23 protein-coding genes are annotated in these 21277 nt (G+C 47.8%); 13 read left to right on the top strand and 10 right to left on the bottom strand.

The features are described 5' to 3' along the window. The first annotated feature begins 259 nt into the window (after positions 1 to 259). The 7 genes from ACMYSP_RS10550 (at position 260) to yjeJ (ending at position 6915) form a co-directional block, all read left to right on the top strand. On the top strand, positions 260 to 1147 hold the full coding sequence (locus tag ACMYSP_RS10550; RefSeq protein WP_434586702.1) for a winged helix-turn-helix domain-containing protein: 888 nt from the start codon (positions 260 to 262) through the stop codon (positions 1145 to 1147). Between the two features lie 124 nt (positions 1148 to 1271). Further along, complete coding sequence (locus ACMYSP_RS10545) at positions 1272 to 1628, top strand: hypothetical protein (protein ID WP_434586700.1); 357 nt, start codon at positions 1272 to 1274, stop codon at positions 1626 to 1628. Between the two features lie 203 nt (positions 1629 to 1831). Then, positions 1832 to 2089, top strand: coding sequence for a hypothetical protein (locus tag ACMYSP_RS10540; RefSeq protein ID WP_434586699.1), 258 nt, complete (start codon positions 1832 to 1834; stop codon positions 2087 to 2089). Between the two features lie 183 nt (positions 2090 to 2272). Next, positions 2273 to 2602 (top strand): hypothetical protein, encoded by a 330-nt coding sequence (locus ACMYSP_RS10535; RefSeq protein ID WP_434586698.1) that lies wholly within the window; start codon positions 2273 to 2275, stop codon positions 2600 to 2602. A gap of 65 nt (positions 2603 to 2667) precedes the next feature. Beyond that, on the top strand, positions 2668 to 3951 hold the full coding sequence (locus tag ACMYSP_RS10530; protein WP_434586697.1) for an HlyD family secretion protein: 1284 nt from the start codon (positions 2668 to 2670) through the stop codon (positions 3949 to 3951). Beyond that, on the top strand, positions 3944 to 6085 hold the full coding sequence (locus ACMYSP_RS10525) for a peptidase domain-containing ABC transporter (protein WP_434586695.1): 2142 nt from the start codon (positions 3944 to 3946) through the stop codon (positions 6083 to 6085). Before ACMYSP_RS10530 ends, ACMYSP_RS10525 begins: the two co-directional genes overlap by 8 nt. Next, positions 6085 to 6915 (top strand): YjeJ family protein, encoded by an 831-nt coding sequence (gene yjeJ, locus ACMYSP_RS10520; protein ID WP_434586694.1) that lies wholly within the window; start codon positions 6085 to 6087, stop codon positions 6913 to 6915. Before ACMYSP_RS10525 ends, yjeJ begins: the two co-directional genes overlap by 1 nt. Before the next feature lie 389 nt (positions 6916 to 7304). Here yjeJ and ACMYSP_RS10515 read toward each other — a convergent pair whose 3' ends face one another. From ACMYSP_RS10515 to ACMYSP_RS10500, 4 genes are read right to left on the bottom strand one after another with little or no spacing between them, the layout of a single operon-like run. Then, a complete protein-coding gene (locus ACMYSP_RS10515; RefSeq protein ID WP_434586693.1) occupies positions 7305 to 8336 on the bottom strand; it encodes a fimbrial protein in 1032 nt (343 codons plus the stop codon). Positions 8337 to 8352: 16 nt separating this feature from the next. Beyond that, positions 8353 to 10899: a fimbria/pilus outer membrane usher protein gene (locus ACMYSP_RS10510; protein ID WP_434586691.1), complete on the bottom strand. Its 2547-nt coding sequence runs from the start codon at positions 10897 to 10899 to the stop codon at positions 8353 to 8355. Positions 10900 to 10932: 33 nt separating this feature from the next. Continuing rightward, positions 10933 to 11625: a fimbrial biogenesis chaperone gene (locus ACMYSP_RS10505; RefSeq protein ID WP_434586690.1), complete on the bottom strand. Its 693-nt coding sequence runs from the start codon at positions 11623 to 11625 to the stop codon at positions 10933 to 10935. 55 nt (positions 11626 to 11680) lie between these two features. Then, a complete protein-coding gene (locus tag ACMYSP_RS10500; protein ID WP_434586689.1) occupies positions 11681 to 12241 on the bottom strand; it encodes a fimbrial protein in 561 nt (186 codons plus the stop codon). Positions 12242 to 12704: 463 nt separating this feature from the next. Here ACMYSP_RS10500 and ACMYSP_RS10495 point away from each other — a divergent pair, with 463 nt between their 5' ends. Beyond that, positions 12705 to 13289: a winged helix-turn-helix domain-containing protein gene (locus ACMYSP_RS10495; protein ID WP_434586687.1), complete on the top strand. Its 585-nt coding sequence runs from the start codon at positions 12705 to 12707 to the stop codon at positions 13287 to 13289. A gap of 152 nt (positions 13290 to 13441) precedes the next feature. Here the strand turns inward: ACMYSP_RS10495 and epmB are convergent, their stop codons facing one another. Further along, on the bottom strand, positions 13442 to 14470 hold the full coding sequence (gene epmB, locus ACMYSP_RS10490) for an EF-P beta-lysylation protein EpmB (RefSeq protein ID WP_434586685.1): 1029 nt from the start codon (positions 14468 to 14470) through the stop codon (positions 13442 to 13444). A gap of 40 nt (positions 14471 to 14510) precedes the next feature. Here epmB and efp point away from each other — a divergent pair, with 40 nt between their 5' ends. The 4 genes from efp to sugE all read left to right on the top strand — a co-directional run bounded on the left by efp (position 14511) and on the right by sugE (position 16075). After that, entirely contained in the window at positions 14511 to 15077 is a 567-nt protein-coding gene (gene efp, locus ACMYSP_RS10485; protein WP_434586684.1) for an elongation factor P, read from the top strand. Positions 15078 to 15168: 91 nt separating this feature from the next. Further along, a complete protein-coding gene (locus tag ACMYSP_RS10480; protein ID WP_434586683.1) occupies positions 15169 to 15300 on the top strand; it encodes an entericidin A/B family lipoprotein in 132 nt (43 codons plus the stop codon). A gap of 171 nt (positions 15301 to 15471) precedes the next feature. Further along, the gene (gene ecnB, locus ACMYSP_RS10475; protein WP_004097935.1) at positions 15472 to 15618 is read left to right on the top strand and encodes a lipoprotein toxin entericidin B; all 147 of its coding nucleotides are present in this window, start codon (positions 15472 to 15474) and stop codon (positions 15616 to 15618) included. A 139-nt stretch (positions 15619 to 15757) separates the two neighbouring features. Next, positions 15758 to 16075 (top strand): quaternary ammonium compound efflux SMR transporter SugE, encoded by a 318-nt coding sequence (gene sugE, locus ACMYSP_RS10470; RefSeq protein WP_434586681.1) that lies wholly within the window; start codon positions 15758 to 15760, stop codon positions 16073 to 16075. Here sugE and ACMYSP_RS10465 read toward each other — a convergent pair whose 3' ends face one another. From ACMYSP_RS10465 to frdA, 5 genes are all read right to left on the bottom strand, one after another. Further along, positions 16076 to 16606 carry a lipocalin family protein gene (locus tag ACMYSP_RS10465; RefSeq protein ID WP_434586679.1) on the bottom strand — a complete coding sequence of 177 codons (531 nt, stop codon included), beginning with the start codon at positions 16604 to 16606 and terminating at the stop codon, positions 16076 to 16078. A 113-nt stretch (positions 16607 to 16719) separates the two neighbouring features. Further along, positions 16720 to 17079 carry a fumarate reductase subunit FrdD gene (gene frdD, locus ACMYSP_RS10460; protein ID WP_004856982.1) on the bottom strand — a complete coding sequence of 120 codons (360 nt, stop codon included), beginning with the start codon at positions 17077 to 17079 and terminating at the stop codon, positions 16720 to 16722. A 10-nt stretch (positions 17080 to 17089) separates the two neighbouring features. Continuing rightward, positions 17090 to 17485 (bottom strand): fumarate reductase subunit FrdC, encoded by a 396-nt coding sequence (gene frdC / locus ACMYSP_RS10455; RefSeq protein WP_174509932.1) that lies wholly within the window; start codon positions 17483 to 17485, stop codon positions 17090 to 17092. A 10-nt stretch (positions 17486 to 17495) separates the two neighbouring features. Further along, positions 17496 to 18230 (bottom strand): fumarate reductase iron-sulfur protein, encoded by a 735-nt coding sequence (gene frdB, locus ACMYSP_RS10450; RefSeq protein ID WP_434586678.1) that lies wholly within the window; start codon positions 18228 to 18230, stop codon positions 17496 to 17498. Then, positions 18223 to 20013, bottom strand: a complete 1791-nt coding sequence (gene frdA / locus ACMYSP_RS10445; RefSeq protein ID WP_434586677.1) for a fumarate reductase (quinol) flavoprotein subunit — start codon at positions 20011 to 20013, stop codon at positions 18223 to 18225. Before frdA ends, frdB begins: the two co-directional genes overlap by 8 nt. Before the next feature lie 285 nt (positions 20014 to 20298). Between frdA and epmA the strand changes: the two genes are divergently transcribed. After that, positions 20299 to 21276 carry an elongation factor P--(R)-beta-lysine ligase gene (gene epmA, locus ACMYSP_RS10440; protein WP_123757831.1) on the top strand — a complete coding sequence of 326 codons (978 nt, stop codon included), beginning with the start codon at positions 20299 to 20301 and terminating at the stop codon, positions 21274 to 21276. The last annotated feature ends 1 nt before the right edge of the window (position 21277 follow it).

Raw genomic sequence — 21277 nt, 5'->3', positions numbered from 1 at the left:
TCAGTTGTTCTTATTAAAATATTGAGGTATGTTAATTTTGTTTCGTGATAGCTAAGCGAGTATACAGCTCAGAGTATACAATGCATCAATAATAAATTGAGAGTTTTATCAGTTGCCGTAATGTATTGCATCAGTATGTCATGGTATTTGCCATCCGGGAATTTTCCTCAGGACATTACTTGCCAAATCACAATACAGGAAAATCGTTGTTCCGTATTTTTCGATACGAGCACAAAATCAGGGAGCGCTAACTGAGAGTATGCATAAGTTTTATATTCTTAATGAAATTGTTGAGTTTCATCCTGTCACTAGTCAATTGAGAAACATAGCAAATACCGGGCGGGTTGTGGTATTAAACTCCCCGGCGGCGCGTTGTCTACTGTTATTAATTGAAAGGGCGGGGGAAATTGTCACTCAGCAAGAGTTTATGGATACGGTGTGGGCTGGTCGTAGAATGCAGGTCTCGCCTAATACTTATTATCAAAATATCTGTATCCTCAGAAAGGGATTGAAAAAAATAGGGTTTGCTAGCGATCCTGTTGTCACGGTTCCTCGTATTGGATTGACGTTAGCCAGTGATATATTAGTTACGGTGAGTGATAAATCTTTCATCAAACCCTCAGGAGAGTCGGAACCGGTTGTTATTCAGAGCATATTGCCACCCAATGTTGACGCCGAAGGCGATTTGAATGATTTATCGAATTCCCGGAATATTGAACCGCTACCAGAGGTTACTCTGCCTGTTGTGCAAGCTACTGTACCCGTGGTTCTACAGGAAAAAATAACGGTAACCACGCTGTGTAAGCGTAGGCATTTACTGCTCCTGGGGTTCATGACGGTGATATTGAGTCTTGGCGGCGGGATTTTTCAGAGCCAGGCTGCACAGGATCGTCACTATTTCGACAGTTATCATTTCAATACTACTATCGAGAACTGCTATTTTTTTCTTTCCGAGAATATTCAGACCGCTGTCGGGAAAGCAAAAGCTATCGATTATGGAAAGCGTTTCAGGAAAAGCTGTGAAAGCTATCCATGGATTTATATCAATACTTATGCCACGTTACCACGCGTATCCGTCATCCGTTGTAATAGGCCGATGACTGAGCCTAATCGCTGCATTTCTGATTATTTTATTGAGGCCCACTAGCATGTTTCGTTATCATGTCGTGCAGTGCATCTTCGGTCTGTGTATTGTGACGAGCCTTGTGTCAACGGGTTATCTTCTGTGGGATCGGTTTACCGTTAAAGCGTTCTCCTGTCAGGCGCACTTTGTGCAATATTATCCCGATGATACCCTGGTGTTATGGATGACATATCATTTTGATAAAAAAAACGGTACGCTCAGCATCAGCGGTCATTCCACAACATATCCTGAGAAACGATTTAACCGTAAAATTGCATTTAGCCTGCAGAGAAAAAATAGTACCTATAGCCTGCATTCGGAGGAGAATATTGTTTTCCCGGATGAGACAGTCGATGATGCATGGCTTGAAAAATATGAACCCGGTTTTTTTGTTTATCCAGATAAGAATATAAACGTCAGAATTTACAAGCAGGTTAATTATAATTATCTATTTATATTCTCGAACCTGCCTACTTATGTCTGTCATAATGATTTAGAAGAGTAAAACAGGGTGGTGATGGTATTATTTCATGTTAGGTTAACTATCTGATTATGGATGTCTTAAATGTCGGTCCAGGAACGAGCACTGCACTATAGAAAGAGCTGATAGCCAAATAATACTGATGGATATGTTTCAAACCACAAAAGTGGACCGTCATAGAATATTAAATTTTAGATTGGTATTAAATGTACGCTCGATGCCGTGTTTTGTTTGATGCGCTGAACGATTGCAGTGGCCAGAGATTGCCTGATTTTGATGCTTATATTGATAACTCAGGTAACTGCAGTGTTGTTTGGGTTATTGATAGGGGGAATGTGAACGGCGGTTTGCGTAAGCAAAAAAAACATCACGCCAATCAGGAGGCTTCGAAGATTATCTTACGTATCGGCAGTGATAAAAATGGGGGATGTATTTCTTCAGTAATAGAAAGTTCAGGAATGATTGCGATCAATAATGAACAGTAGATTACATTATTACCCTTAACTGATGCTGCAATTTGTTGCATCTGGGGATTAGCGATTATCTTAATTATTGTTGATATGTGAACCCTGAAGATTTCACAAAACAAAAGTTGTTTCTTACTCATGTAACCATAAAAATAGATCCCGTCAACATGAGGTTGATAATACTAAAAGGGATATATATTTATGAAAGTACTGTCTATAGAAGAAATGAATAATGTTTCTGGGGCCTATGGCAATAATATGGTGGCCAACATTGGTGAGTTCATTGCCAGTGTCGCGCTTGGTGCTGCGGTGGGTAGCTCCATGTGGGGCTTCACCGGTGGTAAACATGGTGGTGACGGTGGTGGTCTGGTTGGCCTTGGTGCCTTCGGTCAGCTTGTTGGTATGACTGTCGGCTTATTATGGGGCGGTGCGACAATGGGGATTGCTGCCGGTCTGGTTGGCTGGGATGCGACCACTGAACTAATCGATAATATGTTCTCCAGCTGGTTTGATGGTACCTGGGTACCGTGATTGGTCATTAGTATAATTTCAGGCCCGACATCGTTCGGGCCTTTTTAAATGCAGGTAAGATATTCATGAGCCAAAAATTATTCCGGCAGGAAGCTATAGACCATCGAAAAAGTTATTGGAAAGGCAAGGTTATATTATTTAAAGGTGTTTCGCCGCTGATTATATCAGCCTGCTGTATAGCTTTTTTGACTATCATTATCTTAATGCTTTGTTTTTTTAAGTTCACACAGAGAATCGATGTCACTGGCGAGGTGATTACGCTTCCTCACCCATTGAATATTTCTTCACCGCAGGCTGGCTCAATATCTCAACAGTTGGTCCAGGTTGGGGATACGGTTGAAAAAGGAACGGTGCTGTTTGAGCTTGATGTCTCAAGAAATACCAACGCAGGAAACGTCAGCGATGCCAGTCTTGTAATAATAGAAGAGAAAATTACTAACGCTGAGGATATTATTAATAAGCTTAAAGCCAATAAGCAGGATTTTATTGCCACGACGCGTCGGCAAATTCAGCGCTATGAATACTCACTGGAAGAGAACGAAGGGTTGTTAGTAACCGCTAAAGACGGTTTATCGAAAATGGAACAATCGCTGAAGAACTATAAAGATTATCTTAGTCGCGGACTAATAAATAAAGATCAGTACAACAATCAGCATTCACTCTTCGTTCAACAGCAAAATGCATTTCAGACGTTTGCCGCACAAAAAATGCAAATTGAACTACAGCTGACACAGGCGCGAAGCGATTTAACCGTTAAATCTGCGGAAATGGATAATCAGATTACTGCACAACACAATCAACTGAGTGATTACCAGACGCAACTGCTTGAATATAGCGCTAACGGCAGGATTTTAATTAAGTCGACAATTGATGGTCGGGTCGAATCTGTTGCCGTTACCCATGGACAAATGGTTGATTCAGGCAGTAGCCTGGCACAGATCAAGCAACTAGACGGTATTAATTATTACTTACTGCTGTGGCTGCCTGATAACAGTCTACCCTATGTAAAAATCGGTGATACGGTAAATATTCGCTATGATGCTTTTCCTTCTGAAAAATTTGGCCAGTTTTCCGGGAAGATCATGTCTATATCGTCAATTCCAGCAACGCGCCGGGAACTTTCTGATTACAATAACAGTCAGGCTAATAATAATCCACCGCCCACGTTGTACAAAGCGATCATTAATATAAAAGAAAAAGAATTTATCTATAAAAATAAAAAGCTGATGTTATCCAATGGTCTTAAGGCAAGTAGCGTCGTATTCATGGAGGAAAGGCCGCTCTACCAGTGGTTGTTTTCACCAGTGTATAAAGTAGCACAAAGCTTGAAGGGGCCGGGTAATGAATAAAGACATCCTTGATACGATTTTCAAAAGAATTAACTTTTCTCTCAGGCGTAGCGTACCTGTTATTATTCAATCCGAGGCTACTGAATGTGGTAATGCCTGTTTATCGATGATCTGCGGTTACTATGGTAAAGACATTGATCTTTTTAACTTCCGTCAGTGCTATGGCTCATCATCGCAGGGGGCCACGTTAAATACGTTGAGTATTGTTGCGCAGAGGGCTGGCCTCAAAACACGGGCATTGTCTCTTGAGCTGAACGAAATTAAAGAACTGCGCCTGCCTTGTGTACTGCACTGGTCGCTGAACCATTTCGTGGTTCTTGTGGCGATAAAGGGAAATCGTTTCGTTATTAACGATCCGGCATTCGGCAAACGTACGGTGCAGAAAAAAGAACTGTCAGAAAATTTCAGCGGCATTGCGCTTGAAGTATGGCCGAACAGTGACTTCAAACAGGAAAAGCAGCGCTCGCGACTTCGTCTGCTTGATTTAATGCGCAATATTGTTGGCCTGAAATCCGCGTTGAGCAAAATTTTCATGCTCTCGCTGGTAATTGAAATGGTTAACCTTCTGCTACCAATGGGCACGCAACTGGTGACTGACCACGTCATCACCGCTCATGATGACAACCTGCTGATAGTTATCTGCGCGGGGCTGATGTTTTTCACTATTTTTAAAACCTGGGTAAGCATGATCCGCGCGTGGGTGTCTCTGAAGCTGAACACGCTGACCGATGTGCAGTGGAAAACCAGCTTTTTTGATCATCTGTTGAGCCTGCCGTTGGCGTTCTTTGAAAAGCGCCATTTGGGCGATATACAGTCGAGATTTTCCTCGCTTGATACCATTCGTTCCACCTTCACGAACAGCATAGTGACGGGGATTATCGATTCGATAATGACGGTAGGGCTGTTGGTTATGCTCAGCCTTTATGGCGGCTGGCTGACCTGGGTAGTGATTGGATTCACCGTGTGCTACGCCGTTATGCGCCTAATTACCTATAAATTTTATCGCACAATCAGCGAAGAGCTGATCGTTAAGCGTGCCCGTTCAGGCTCTCATTTTATGGAGACGCTGTATGGTATCGCGACGATTAAATCGCTTAATCTGAAAAACCGCCGCTCTCAGCACTGGCTCAATACCAATATTGATGTAAGCAATGTCAGCCTGAAGCAAACGCGTTTCGATATGCTGTTTGGCGGCATCAATACCTTCATTAACTCCACCGATCAGGTGGTGATTCTGTGGCTTGGGGCACTAATGGTAATGGACAATTCTATGACCATCGGGATGTTTATGGCTTTTAATGCCTACCGTGGCCAGTTTGCTCAGCGTGCCAGCTCGTTAATCGATCTTGTCATGCAGCTAAGAATGCTGTCATTACACAATGAACGTATTTCTGAAATCGTCTATAGCGAACCGGAAGTCGAATCACCGCCCAGGAAATTTTTCGAGGATAACGTTGGTATTGAACTGCAGGTACAGAATTTAGCCTATCAGTATGATCAGTTGGCAAAACCTGTCTTTTCTGATGTGAGCATCGAGGTTGCCGCTGGCGAATCTGTCGCTCTGATTGGGGCGTCCGGTATTGGTAAAACTACCTTGTTGAAAGTGATGTCAGGTCTGCTGACGCCGGAACGTGGTGAAATATTCATCGGTGGCCACGATATCAAGAAAATTGGCGTCAATAATTTCCGCAGTAGTATTGCCTGCGTACTCCAGGAAGATCGACTGTTTTCCGGGTCTATTGCCGATAACATTTCAGGCTTTGATGACGAAAGCGATCAGGCGATGATTATCGAGTGTGCAATGAAATGCAATATCCATGAAGAGATAATGCGTATGCCGATGGGCTATGAAACCATTATTGGCGAATTGGGAGCTGGGATTTCTGGCGGCCAAAAACAGCGTTTACTTATTGCGCGGGCGCTGTATCAGAAACCCAGTATTTTATTTATGGATGAAGCGACCAGCCATCTTGATGCCAATAATGAGAAAATGATCAATGCCTCTATTGAGGCATTAAATATAACCCGTGTCATTGTTGCACACCGCCCTTCAACCATCGCGTGTGCGGATCGCATTATTGATTTATCAAAATTTTCTACGCCGTCACAACGAATATTCACGGAGGCTTACTGATGAATACATTAACAGGAATTAACTCGGGTATTATTAAATCGCCACAGGGTGTGGTTGCGATCGCACTCAAAGCAAGTTGCGCCTCTGGTGCAGAGCATCTGCTTTATCTACCTCCCAATCAGATGCGGGAACTCATGTTCGCCATCAGTGCCTGTCATCGTGCCCTGCTGGAAAATTATCAGACTGAACCAGAGGTTGTAAAAGCACAAGTCACAGCCGCGACCAATATTCTCAGTGCAAACCCTCCGGTCATTACGCTTGAGGAAGTGCAAAACCCACAGGTTGAACTGCGTGTGACCAATTTTATTTTTAAACAGAATAAGGGTAAACCAACCTTCTTGTTTTTTTTGCAAAATGAAGGTGTTGTCTCTATTGAACTGTCGTTGGCACAAATTGAGTTTATCATCACTCTTTTTTTAATATCGATCAGGAAATCTGATGATGAGGGTTTTATTACGCTAATGACCGGTGCAAATGACTTTATTCCGCTGTATACCACCGCCGTTAGCACAACGCAAGGCGGAGGGTTAACATATCATCGCTTTAATATCCCTGAGTGGAAAATTGGTGTTTTGGCATGCTTTTATTCGCTCATATTTATTCAGCAGGATGGTCATGTTCCATGTGGGATCATATTTAAAGCAGGTGATACACTTGAGCCTTCCCGGGCAGAGAACATTGGCACATTGTTTTTGTCAGGTAACACCCTGCTGGCACCTTATAAGACTCAGTCGATGCATGTTGATTGCGTGAAATTGGATGTTAATGAAGATAATATGGAGTCCTTGTTGCGTGCCCATTTCAATCATCGGGCAACAAAGTTAAATTAAACAACGATCTTATAAAAACAATGTCACTATTTATTATTGCCGCAAGCTATTGTGGCATTTTTTTTGTCTGTGTATTTCCATCAGGTCTTGTTATTTTTTTTGTTTTTTTTTTTTGACGTGTTTACTTTACTAACGCAGACGTAAATTTCGTTTACGGAGCATCAGATAATCAACTTTCACCTTGTTACTGCCGCTATTTAACAACCGGCTCGATAGCTTAGCATTTGAGCTCCGGGGAAAAGGTGCGTATAGCCCTATGCGTTTTGAGACCACTTATATACCAGGTGAGTTAAGAAGTAATGATAGGTGAGGGGTGATGAGAAGATATATTTAACCGGCACCATCAGAGATGGTGTCGGTTAAGGAGGTTGATGCAGGAATAAACCAGATTATTCTTCCTGAATTATGACCTCCATCATTGCTCTGATGGTACCGGTGCTAATGTCATTAGTGACTTTATAATAATCCGCAGTGAAACTCAGAGACTGATTACTACTTACGCTGTTGATTTTATAGGTCGCATAATCAAAAAATTTAATTGGGTTCGCACCCTGCTTTATTATGAAGCCGACATCTTTGGCTCCGCCGGATAACTCGTTAATGGAATTGAGTAATACGCCGTTCTTGGCAGGCAAAACATCGGTAATTGCGTTGAACCAGTAGATGTATTTAAGTCCAACGGATGAATCAGGACAAGTTATGTCCAGGGTAAACTCTTTTTGTTTGCTAGTAGCAGCGCCCTGTGCCATACCACTGAGCACCGTAAGATTTATCGGCTGTAAATTTACTGTACCGCCGCCTCGAGGCGTTATATCACAAGACGATGCGCGATAGGTTAACGGGCCAATATCAATAATTAACCGGAACACACGAGATCTCACCGGCGCTGATGGTACTTTACTGATATCTTCAGACGGACCGGCCAGAAAATGTATTTGAATTTCTTTATTAGATGAAAAGTTAGTATCAATATTATCCCTGGTTTTAATTAACCAGACTGTCATTTGAGAAACGCGACTATAGATTAATCCATAGGCTGAAACCGTCTCCAGGGTTGCTGGCGCAGGGTTACCCACTTGACCCTCGGTTAACTTGGAGAATTCAAAACCAATTCCAGGGATCCCGGTTTCATATACTGGCCCGCCTTTCACACCGGTTACTCCAGGTGCTATGACCACACTAGGGTAGGCAATAATAGCATAAAGATCATTCACGCCACATTTGCCGCTAAAAGTTGGAGCACTTGCAACTTCCCCCCCAATAGTGCGTACCCCAAGCACTGACCCTGCGGGCAAAGTTGGGTCAGATAACACTTTAGTGAACCTGACCCTGGCATTAGTTTCAGTGTCCAGGGAACAGTTTGCCATCAGCGGAAGACTGACAAAGAATAAGCTCATAAAAACGATTATTTTTTTCATCATTGTTCGACGGTCCCTGTTAACGACAAACCGCAGTGGCTTGCACAATACCTTCATTTACAGCGGCTAAGTCATAAGTGGCTTTGCACTGCTGCCCGATTTTGCTTCCCCACTGCGCATGTATCTCACCGCTATCCTGTAGGCCAGACAAATAGACCATCCCGCCGTCAGATACGATACTGGCCTTAGCCTCTGGACGTGCAGCCAGCGTTACCGTCGATCCGTAAGGAACAACCTCACCCGATGCTCGCTTCAGGATCAGGAATGCACGGCGGCCAATGTTGCCCTGGAAATTGGCCCGTGCGATAGCACCACGGGTTGGAACGACTTTCTGGGTTGTATTCGGCAGTTCCATATCATCGCCCAGCGTGGCGGTGTCCAGGGTCACACTGGTACGGTGGTATGGCGTCACGTAAGGAATAATCGCATAGCCACGGAAGTCGGTTTTAATGGTCGAATCGTTCTCCAGCCTGACATTATCCAGCCCCGGTGCTTTGACCAGAATGCTCGTCTCAGCCATCTCCTGGCCTAAGGTAATGCCATCGGCATGAACCAGTACGCCACCGCTCAGACCATAGTTGATGAACTGGCTGTCTTTGCTATAGCTATAGCCGCCATTCATTGTGCCGAATGAGCCACGATAGGTGCCATATGCACCACCGCTGGCATCTTCTCTGTTGCTATAACCCTGCTGTACGTTCCAGTCCAGGCTGTTGTTTTCCAGTGCACTACCGCCTAACGAGACAAACTGCTCGGTGGAGCCTGGGTTGCTATTGGTGACGCTATAGCTTGCATAGGTACCTGGCAACCAGTCCGCTAACGGGATGGATACGTTTAATGAGAAGACATGATCGTCTTGTGCGGAACGGCTACCACCCTTGCTCCCCCAGGAGTAACGACTGTAGCTGTAGCCAACATAATAGTTGATACGCTGGAAACCACCGTTATACCCGAGGTTCAACGAGTTATTACGGCGGTGAGTATGCCAGTAATCTTCGAATACCCCTGATACAGAAACGCTGCCAAGACCAGACCCGAGGCTCTGGCTGACGGTGATATTTGTTCTGTTACGAATAGAGTAGGGGGAATAGGTGCCGTAACGATTATTATAGGTATTCAGGACTTCAGAAAGCGTATTATACCCGAGGGTCGAATAGCGATAACCTGCGACAGTAATATTAGTGCCGGTTTCGAGAATGTTTTTACCGTAACGAATTCGCCACGACTGGCCCGTTGTTTTATCCTCGTCTTTCTTTTTGGACCAGGCCTGGGTTACATCAGCAGAAATAGCACCAATATCCCCCATATTTTGCCCCACGCCGAAGGCCAGAGCTTGATAAGCCGACGCGGCCTGTAAACCACCATAGAGTGTCGTATTGTCCAACACGCCGTAGCCGATCGTGGCTTGAGTAAACGGTTTGTCTTCTATGTCGCCATTGTAGGGACGATATTTGCCGCTGGTAATTTCATACTCCATCTGACCTTCTCTGAGCATCAGTGGCAAAGAAGCATAAGGGACGACGAAGTTCTGACGAGAACCGTCGGCTTCTTCGACGGTGACATACAGGTCGCCATTGCCCCCTGTGGAATAGAGATCGTTAATTTCAAAAGCACCAGGGGCAACAAACGCCTGATAAATCTGGTAGCCATTCTGTTTGATGACAACACGGGCATTGGTTCTGGCAATACCGCGCACAATAGGCGCGAATCCCCTAAGGCTTTCGGGGATCATGTCCGTGTCGGTCGCGAGCTGGATGCCGGTGAAAGGGACGCTATCGAAAATACTCGACAGTGATGAGCTTTCACCCAGGACTAAGGTGCTTTGCAACGGAATAATACTGCGCTGAGCGTACATATAGACGGAGTCCCAGTCACCGCGACTCCCTGCTGATTTATTCCAGGTCATCAGATTACGAAGCCGCCATGCGCCGATATTCAAGCCTGACTGCAGGTTAACGTTATAGTATTCGTTTTTGGTTTCGTAATCTTTGCCAGAACTGAACTGATAGTTGGTCAGCAACGCATTAATACCGTCATCAAACTCTTCCGGTGGAACCATGCCTTGTGCGGCATTAGACAATGCTGCTTGGGGTATGGATATCAAAAGCTGCTGAGTATTGAAGTTAAAGTCGGTCATAAAGTCAGGAATACGAGCAGTATTTACACACCCGTTCTCATCTTCTGCCAATGACGGAAACGCCTCTACACGTAATCCATAGCCAGATAATTTCGCCATGCTCAGACAGGGGCCGAGTCTCAACTCACCGGTAACCGGATCTCTTTTCTCAATAAAATGAATATCGGCCGTTTCCTTTAGGTTATTGTTTAAAAAAACTTCAACGCGATACCCACCTGGTGCCTGTGCGTCTTTTGTCGCATATTGTGATAAGTCAGGTATGAGAGAGGAGTCAGTGGATTGATCAACAGATTTGATAAACTCAGGGTCAAAGAAATCACGGGCCAAAGCATGATTGCATAAACCGAAAGTAAATATCGGAAGAAAGACAAAAAGCGAGCGGGAAACACCCCAGGAAATACCATCCCTTTTTCTTATTGAAATAAACATACGTTCACCCTGGCCGTTCAAAAAGAACAGTAATTAAATCGATGACGAGTACGCAGAACCCGTACCACCATTATCGGTTGCAACTTTCCATACTATTTCTGAGCCATTAACACCGTCAGGTAATGAAAACTCTTTAGTCGAAAATGAATCTATATTATTAACGGTGCCACTCAATTCCTTGCCATTGATTTTGACTGATTTGAAATAGATGAAAAACGGCGTCGTATTTTTTAACATAATTTTATTGTTCGCCTTACGCCACTCTAGTTTTTTAGCCTCTTCGTTTATCGAAAGGTTTTGTATGGATAATGGGCGATAAATTAGTCTCATTCTATGGCGAACGGCTAACTGGACTCTATTCTTATCGTTATCGGCTTCGTTGGTTGGCGGAATTGACATTACGCTGAAGAAATAAACGGTTTCTCTGTCTTTCGGAGCATTAACGATATGCGCATTAGGAAAGACACGAACAGTATTCTTCTGTTTTGGTTCCAGGCGGAAAAGAGGCGGGGTCACCATAAAAAATGATGTATTATTTCCTTCCCGAGGTTCAACCCATGATTTGACCAGATAGGGAATATCATCTTTGTTTTCTATGTTAGCACTAATTTCACGCGAACCTTCTTTGTAAAGATGGCGCGTTGAATCGATAACAATACCGCTGTGGGCAACAAAGCTCGTAGAAATAAAAGAAATAACCACCACTTTCAATAATGATTTCAGCATAATTCAGTCCCTGAATAAAATAGTAGGGCTTACCGTAAGTAAGCCCTATTGCGTATTAGTAGCTGATGGTGAAAGTAGCTACGCCTTTAACTGCCCCGTCGGTTACGCCGTTTGCGGTTTTAACGTATGCTGCTTTATAGTATACAGTTGAAGCCTGGCCAGCGGTGAAAGGCACAACTTCAGGTGTCCCGCCAGTGAAGTTAATACGAGTCCCATTGGTCTTGAGTACGGTCACAGATGCATTAGTTGCTGCGCCTGCTGCGGTGTTGGTCAGTACATCTTCCATGCCGCTGATGTAGTCACCGGTTACGGTAACGTTCAGGTTACCGGTATAAGCAGTTGCGCCTTTCTGGCAATCTTCAATTTTGTACTCAATGTCGCCAGCCAGAGCCATGTGCGGGGTATTTACTGCCAGAGCTTCCAGTTCAGAAGCTTTTACATCAGACAGTTTTAAAACGCCGCCCTGAATCGCCAGCCCTGGCGTTACGTTACAGGATTCACCCGTGTCGGTAACGTTACCCAGAATTGTCAGATAGGCACTGTTCCCTGCGGCGAAAGCCTGAGTACCGAATACTGCGGAAGCAGCGATTGCTGCAGCAATGATTGTTTTTTTCATTTGTTTAATCCATTTATTAGATATAGGTCCTGAATAGATACCTGGCTCGGTTGCTATTTAATTTATGATTAATAGCCTTACCGCTATCTGTGCCTTGGCATCATGTGTTTTACTTCTGGCATAAACAATAAAAAGTAGGTGTATACTTCTTGAGATTTGTTGACAGAAGTGACGACAAACTTAAATCAGAGGTGGGAGGAATGCATGTGAATTCTCCCTGAATTTAAACTTCAGGTTTTAAGATGGCGTGGATTGCATTAAATTCATATGATTAATGAATGTATTGTTGATTACAAGCTAAGACTATTATGGTGCTGTCTGGATTTCCATGGCCGGCACTGTGTCTTTGTTCATGAAATTATCTATATTTTATAGGGTTACAAGGGAGTTGGCTGATTTTAAACGGTGAATTTGAACTTAATTCATCGTCAATTCATGTTGCTGATAAGGAGGATCGGAAATTATGACATTCAATGAATATATTATTAATGGTGAAGTTGTTTTTGATGTGAATGATAATGGGTTGCGACCTCTTGGGGAACATGGGGAGCGAGTGAGTTTAAATGCCCCGACGGCGCGTTGCCTTCAACTCTTACTGGAAAGTCACGGAAAAATTGTATCGCGAGAAGAATTTCTGGATACGGTCTGGAAAACCAGAGGGGTTGTTGTCTCCCAAAACACCTTTTATCAGAATATCTCATTGCTCAGGAGATCGCTGTCTAAAGCTGGATTATCGAAGGATATTATCTCTACGGTCAGGCAGCAAGGCTTTGTTCTTACTTCAGATTCACATATTATCTCTTCTTTTAAAACAGAGGATGTGCCGGCTGAACAGGAAGTTGATATTCAGGTAGCAGATGATGTTGTCGCTCCTCCTGATAATAATCATCACATTAAGGAGAGGCTCATTGAGGGGGAAGTAAAAGTCCAACATCATGATAAGGCGCAATACATATCCAGATTGCCCAGGTGGATATTGCCGTTGTTGGTTGCGGCTATTGCAGCAAATGCACTCTCTATATTTTGGTTGGTCGTTATTAATGAATGACGTTAGTAATTAATTTAACGTTAAAATGCGGTGAACTGCTATAAAGATAAAACAGTGAACGTTATGCGCTGGATTAATTATCGGTTTTCTTTTGTGTGTCTACTACCTATTACTTTATCGTCTGCCAGGTTGCGGCTGGCAGACGTTTACCGCTAACGCTGTTTCAGGCCTAAATCCAGCGGCGTCTTGCTGGGTTCTCCGCCAATCTCACGCGCCAGTTTTGGCACCATATAGCCTGACACCAGGGTCAACAGCTCGCGCATAATCGCCCTGGCTTCCTCGTCATCGACCATAAAATGGGCCGCGCCCTGCACCTTATCCAGCACGTGCAGGTAGTAGGGGATGACGCCAGCATCAAACAGGGCGTTACTGAGATTTGCCAGCGTTTGCGCATTATCGTTGACGCCACGCAGCAGAACGCTTTGGTTCAGGAGCGTGACGCCTGCTCTGCGTAAACGCTTCATCGCCTCACGGAAGTCGTTATCGATCTCATTGGCATGGTTAATGTGGTTCACCAGCAGGATCTGCAGCGACGATTGTTCAAAACGCGACACCAGCGTAGCGGTGATACGCGCCGGAATAACGATCGGCAGGCGGCTGTGGATACGCAGGCGCTTGATATGCGGGATACCTTCCAGCTGCGTTAGCAGCCAGTCGAGCTCATGATCTTTTGCCATCAGCGGGTCGCCGCCGGAAAAAATGATCTCATCCAGCTGCGGATGGGCGGCAATATACTCCAGTGCGGCCTGCCAGTTGCGTTTATTGCCCTGGTTTTCAGCGTAGGGGAAGTGCCGACGGAAACAATATCGACAATTTACCGCGCAGCCGCCTTTTACCAGAAGCAGCGCCCGGTTGCGGTATTTATGCAACAAGCCAGGCACTACGCTGTGCTGTTCTTCCAGCGGATCGGTGGAGTATCCAGGGGCGGAGACAAACTCTTCCTGCGAGGTAAGTACCTGACGAAGAAGGGGATCGTTGGGGTTTCCTGGCTCCATGCGAGCGATAAATGCCCGTGGAACACGCAGTGCAAACAGGCGCTTCGCATCACGCCCCGCCAATAAGTTTGCGTCAGCGTCTACATTTAAAAGATGCAGCAGTTCATCAGGACTGGTCACAACATCGGCAAGTTGCGTTAACCAATCTTCTCTGGATGGGGTATTTAGGGTTACAATATGCGCCATTTTGTGGCTTAGCTACCAATTAACAATTTCAGAGGGCCTTATGGCGACTTACTATAGCAACGATTTTCGTGCCGGTCTTAAAATCATGATGGACGGCGAACCTTATGCGGTTGAAGCGAGTGAATTCGTGAAACCAGGTAAAGGTCAGGCTTTTGCTCGCGTTAAGCTGCGCCGTCTGCTGACCGGTACCCGCGTAGAGAAAACCTTCAAATCTACCGATTCCGCTGAAGGCGCAGACGTTGTCGATATGAACCTGACTTACCTGTACAACGACGGTGAGTTCTTCCACTTCATGAACAACTCTACTTTCGAGCAGCTGGCTGCTGACGCGAAAGCCGTTGGCGATAACGCTAAATGGCTGCTGGATCAGGCTGAGTGCATCGTGACCCTGTGGAACGGTCAGCCTATCTCCGTGACTCCGCCGAACTTCGTTGAACTGGAAATCGTTGAAACCGATCCGGGTCTGAAAGGTGACACCGCAGGTACCGGTGGTAAACCAGCAACGCTGTCTACTGGCGCTGTGGTTAAAGTTCCGCTGTTCGTTCAGATTGGTGAAGTCATCAAAGTGGATACTCGCTCTGGCGAATACGTATCCCGCGTGAAGTAATTCATGTTCTGAGATGGTTGGCGCAGCAGTGTGCTGCGCCTGCTATTGCAGGCCAGGATATCCTAAGCAAGGAACGGACAAGCAGGGGAAGATGAATAACACGATTAAGCTTCTGGTATTGCTCTCCCTGAGCGCGGCTTTGCTGACCGGCTGTAATACTGCTCGCGGCTTTGGTGAAGATATCCAGGGGTTAGGGCATGCCATTTCCCGTGCTGTCAGTTAGGTGCGTTTGCCAGGCTACGTGATTCATCATCGTATTTGTTGTACCGTTTCACTTCCTTCTGCCGTTTCATCTCTCCTTTTCTCTTAAAAAACGCTGAGATCCCGCCATCCCGGGCCAGGTTGTCTATGCTTATAGGGCACGATAACTAAAACTGGTAATAAGGATGACATTATGGTGAAAAAAGCGATTGCAGCGTTCTTTACGGTTTTGGCCCTTTCTTCTGTGTTGACCGCATGTAATACAACACGTGGTGTTGGTCAGGATATTTCAGAAGGTGGTAGTGCCATCTCTGGGGCTGCGACTAAAGCTCAGCAATAGACCTCGACGGTACGGTTATCGGCCGTACCGTTCTTCCTCTCAGCGACGTAGTTGCTTATAATACCTGCGATTTTCACTCACCTTGCGGGACGACCCGTAAGCGTATCGCATCCGGGGACGGCCCCATCAAGGGGGTTCTGTGTCCTGGTTCGTTTTATTTATCGCCGGCCTGCTGGAAGTGGTCTGGGCGGTTGGTCTGAAATATACCCACGGTTTTAGTCGCCTGGTACCAAGCGTTATCACTATTGTCGCCATGGTGGTCAGCATGGCGATGCTGTCATGGGCGATGAAGACGCTGCCTGTCGGCACCGCTTATGCGGTCTGGACGGGTATTGGCGCGGTTGGTGCCGCCATCACTGGTATCGTACTGCTTGGTGAATCCGCCAGCGCTATGCGCATTGCCAGCCTGGCGTGCATCGTCATCGGCATTATCGGGCTTAAGATCAGTACACACTGATTAATAGTGCTGATTCACCCAGATAAGTTTACTGACGTCGAAACCCTGCCGGGTGGCAATGTCCAGCATCTGCTGTTTAACCTCCGGTGAGATTTGCGGCGAGCGGGCCAGCAGCCACAGATAATCGTGGTCTGGTCCGCAAACCAGCGCATGGCGATAGTCTTTATCCAGGGCGATAACGTTGTAGCCGCCGTAGAAAGGGCCAAAGAAAGAGACTTTCAACGCTGCGCGGGTCGGCGAGCCGGTAAAATAAGCCACTCCATCGGTTTTCTGCCACATCTCCCGGTCGGGGTTATAGCCTTTATTCACAACGTCCAGCCCACCATCACCACGCAGGCTGTAGGTGGCGGTAACTTTTTCGAGACCGCTTTCAAACGAGTGGTCGAGGCGGGCAATCTCATACCAGGTGCCAAGATAGCGCTGAGTGTCAAACGGGCTGACCACCGTCACGCCTTGCGGCGGTGTCGGCGTGCTACAGGCGACAACCAGAAACGACGCGGCAATAACCGCAATAATGGGCAGCACACGCATAGCATTTTCCTTGCTGGCTTTTTAGCTAAGTGTAGATTCTGCCTGGAAAAAAGCGGGGGATATTTTTTGCAAAAGAGAGCCCGGTAACAGAATGCTACCGGGCATCTGGGACGTTAAATAAATAACACGCCGATCAGCGTCACGACCGTCAGAATGGCAGCCAGGCCGTAGAAGACCCATTTACCGTTCGGAACGTGGATTTTCAGGTCATGCATGGCGTGATGGATACGGTGTAACCCGCACCACAGCGGCAGGACGATCATCAGGAAGATGAAAGCGCGTCCGACAAAGCTCTGCGCAAAGCCCAGCACGCGCTCGTAGCTGAAGGCATCGCCTGGCGCCAGACCTAATGGCAGCAGAATACCGACCAGCAGCACCATCACCGGCGCGACAATCGCGCCCCACATGCCACCGGCACCAAACAGCCCCCAGAATACCGGCTCATCGGAACGTTTCGGGTTGGGATTGATCATTTCAGTCTCCTTACCAGAACAGGGCAACAAACAGGATCACCACGGTCACCAGCGCGGTCACCACCCAAAGCCCCTTAATCACCGGCTCCGGCCCCATTTTTTCACCTTTAAGAATGATATTGGCGGCTTTCGGCGCCAGTTCAAACCAGGTTTTGGTATGCAGCAACGCGCCAGCCAGGGTGATCAGATTCAGGATCACCACCACCGGGTTTTGCAGAAAACCTACATAGCCCGCCCAACTTTCTGCACCGTGCTTCAGGGCAAACAGACCGTAAATCAGCACAATACTGAACCATACCGTCGGTACGGCGGTGCCTTCACGCACCATATAGAAGCGGTAAAACGGCAGCTTTTTCCACCAGGTGGAGGTCATTGGCCGCACATAGGGTTTGCGTTTCGTCGTCATCATGCACTCCTTAGCGTGGTTTCAGGGTGGCGATAAGAAAGTCTTTCGAGCTTTCTACTTTGCCCTGCTGAATGGCGGCCGCCGGGTCGACATGCTTCGGACACACTTCTGAGCAGTAGCCCACGAATGTGCAGGTCCAGACGCCATTCTGACCGTTCAGCTGCGCCATACGTTCCTTCTTACCGTGGTCGCGGCTGTCTTCGTTGTAGCGATGGGCGAGGGTGATCGCCGCCGGGCCGATAAACTCCGGATTCAGACCAAACTGCGGGCAGGCGGCATAGCACAAGCCACAGTTGATGCAGCCGGAGAACTGATGGTATTTCGCCATCTGCGCCGGGGTTTGCTTGTTTGGTCCCTGATCCGGGGTCCGCGGGTTGCCGATAATATAGGGCTTAATGGCTTCCAGACTTTCGATAAAGTGGGTCATATCGACGACCAGATCGCGCTCGATCGGGAAGTTAGCCAGCGCCTCAACTTTAATACCCTTGGTGTATTCACGTAGGAAGGTTTTGCACGCTAGTTTCGGCACCTTGTTGACCATCATCCCGCAGGAGCCACAAATCGCCATGCGGCAGGACCAGCGGTAGCTCAGGTCCGGCGCCAGGTTATCTTTGATGTAGCCCAGTGCATCAAGCAGTGAGGTTTGCTCATCATATGGGACTTCATAAAACACGCTGTGCGGTGCAGTGTCTACTTCCGGGTTGTAGCGCACCACTTCAATTTTGAGGTTTTTCATCTCAGCCATTTGCCGGCTCCTTCTTCTCGGCTGCTTCCGCTTCTGCACCATAGACACGTTTTGCTGGCGGCAGAGTGGTGATTTTCACATCGCTATATTCCAGACGTGTGTTGCCATCGGCATCGCGGAAGGCGAGCGTGTGTTTGAGGAAATTGATGTCATCACGTTCGGTGCAGCCTTCATCCAGGCACTGATGCGCGCCGCGCGACTCTTTACGGGCGATGGCGGAGTGCGCCATACATTCAGCAACGTTCAGGCCGTGGCCCAGTTCGATGGTGTAGAGCAAATCGGTGTTGAAGACGCTGGAGTTATCGGTGATGCGCACGCGCTTGAAGCGCTCCTGCAGTTCCGCCAGCTTATCGATGGTTTTCTGCATCAGTTCCGGCGTACGGTAGATACCGCAGCCTTCTTCCATCGACAGTCCCATCTCATCGCGAATTTTCGCCCAGTTCTCATTACCTTCCTGATTAACGAGCGTTTTAAGGCGTTTTTCTACGTCGGCAGCCTGGGCATCCAGCGCGGTGCCGTTAGCCTCTCCGGCTTCAGCGGCGCGCTGCATGGCTTGCTCACCGGCGAGGCGACCAAATACCACCAGCTCTGCCAGCGAGTTAGAGCCGAGACGGTTCGCACCATGCAGGCCGACGGACGAGCATTCACCTACCGCAAACAGACCCTTAATTCGGGTTTCGCACTGTTGGTCGGTATCAATGCCGCCCATGGTGTAGTGGGCGGTCGGGCGAACCGGGATGGGTTCTTTTACCGGGTCTACACCAACATAGGCTTTCGCCAGCTCACAGATAAACGGCAGGCGTTCAAGCAGTTTTTTCTCGCCCAGATGACGCAGGTCGAGATACACCACGTCACCACGCGGCGTGGGGATGGTGTTACCTTTACGCCATTCATGCCAGAAGGCCTGAGACACTTTGTCGCGCGGGCCGAGTTCCATATATTTGTTTTTCGGCTCGCCCAGCGGCGTTTCCGGGCCCATGCCGTAATCCTGCAGATAGCGGTAGCCGTTTTTGTTGACCAGAATACCGCCTTCGCCGCGGCAGCCTTCCGTCATCAGAATGCCGGAACCTGGCAGGCCGGTGGGGTGATACTGTACAAACTCCATGTCGCGCAGCGGCACGCCGTGGCTCAACGCCATGCCCATGCCGTCGCCGGTAACGATGCCGCCGTTGGTGTTATAACGATAGACGCGCCCTGCGCCGCCGGTCGCCATGACCACCGCGTTGGCGCGGATTTGCACCAGAGTGCCTTCCATCATATTCATCGCCACCAGTCCACGAGCCTGGCCATCATCGACCAGAATATCGAGGACAAAGTGTTCGTCGAAGCGTTGAATTTGCGGGAACTGAAGGGAGGTCTGGAACAGGGTATGCAGCATATGGAAGCCGGTCTTATCGGCGGCGAACCACGTGCGCTCGATTTTCATCCCCCCGAAGCGGCGTACGTTGACGCTGCCGTCCGGGCGGCGACTCCACGGACATCCCCACTGCTCAAGCTGGGCCATTTCCGTCGGACAATGATGGACGAAGTAATCGACGACATCCTGCTCGCAGAGCCAGTCGCCGCCGGCGACGGTGTCGTGAAAATGGTACTCAAAGCTGTCATGATCCTGCGCGACGGCGGCAGAACCGCCTTCAGCTGCCACCGTATGGCTGCGCATGGGATAGACTTTTGAAATCAGTGCGATTTTGGCATTTGGATTTGCCTGCGCCGCGGCAATTGCAGCGCGAAGACCTGCTCCGCCAGCGCCAATTACGGCAAGATCGGCTTGAAAAGTTTGCACGACATTCCTCCAGTTTTTGTTTATTTCGCCGCCGGACTGGCGAAAATGTATCACTGCTCCTTTATAGGTAAAGGAGTATAGCCGTAGGGTTGATGGGGAAAATTGATGTGTTCGATTTTTTTATCAATATGTGCGCCATGTGAGCCGGATTATTAGCTGTGATTATGGATCTTGAGTGGAGATAAATCCTTCGACTGATTTACCGGAGCCAGTTCGCACAAAATTTGTTTCACCCGACGGTTACGAGTAGACTTCGTGCCCTTGTATGAAATCGGAGAAAGTAACATGAGCGAAACGGCAACCTGGCAGCCGAGCGCATCCATTCCAAACCTGTTAAAACGTGCGGCGATAATGGCGGAAATTCGCCGTTTCTTCAGCGACCGTGGCGTGCTGGAGGTGGAGACGCCTTGCATGAGCCAGGCAACGGTGACAGATATTCACCTGTTCCCGTTCCAGACCCGTTTCGTTGGCCCTGGCTATTCGCAGGGGATGGATCTGTATCTGATGACCAGCCCGGAATACCACATGAAGCGTCTGCTGGCGGCAGGCTGTGGTCCGGTATTCCAGCTGTGTCGTAGCTTCCGTAATGAAGAAATGGGGCGTCATCACAATCCTGAATTCACAATGCTGGAGTGGTATCGCCCGTGCTACGACATGTACCGACTGATTAATGAAGTCGATGATTTGCTTCAGCAAGTGCTGGAGTGCCAGCCGGCGGAAAGCCTCTCTTATCAGCAGGCATTCCTGCGCCATCTTGAACTGGATCCTCTGTCAGCAGACAAAACGCAGCTGCGTGAAGCGGCGGCGAAGCTCGATCTGAGCAATATTGCCGATACGGAAGAAGACCGGGACACCTTATTGCAGCTGCTGTTTACCATGGGCGTTGAGCCGCATATTGGTAAAGATCGCCCGACCTTTGTGTATCATTTCCCAGCAAGCCAGGCCTCTTTAGCGCAGATCAGCACGGAAGATCACCGCGTCGCTGAGCGCTTTGAGGTCTACTACAAGGGAATTGAACTGGCGAATGGTTTCCATGAACTGACCGATGCGCGGGAACAGCAGCAGCGTTTTGAACAGGATAACCGCAAGCGTGCGGCCCGTGGTCTGCCGCAGCAGCCGATTGATACCAACCTGCTGGGTGCGCTGCAGGCCGGTCTGCCGGACTGCTCCGGCGTGGCGTTAGGGGTCGATCGCGTGGTGATGCTGGCGCTGGGTGCGGAAAGTATCAGCGAAGTGATTGCCTTTACCGTCGATCGCGCCTAGG

Origin of the sequence: Klebsiella sp. R390 (assembly GCF_051131745.1) — a bacterium.
In the GTDB taxonomy this organism is placed as follows: Bacteria; Pseudomonadota; Gammaproteobacteria; order Enterobacterales; family Enterobacteriaceae; genus Klebsiella.
The sequence above is the reverse complement of the archived record's forward strand: the minus strand, read 5'-3'. Positions and strand labels throughout refer to the sequence as shown.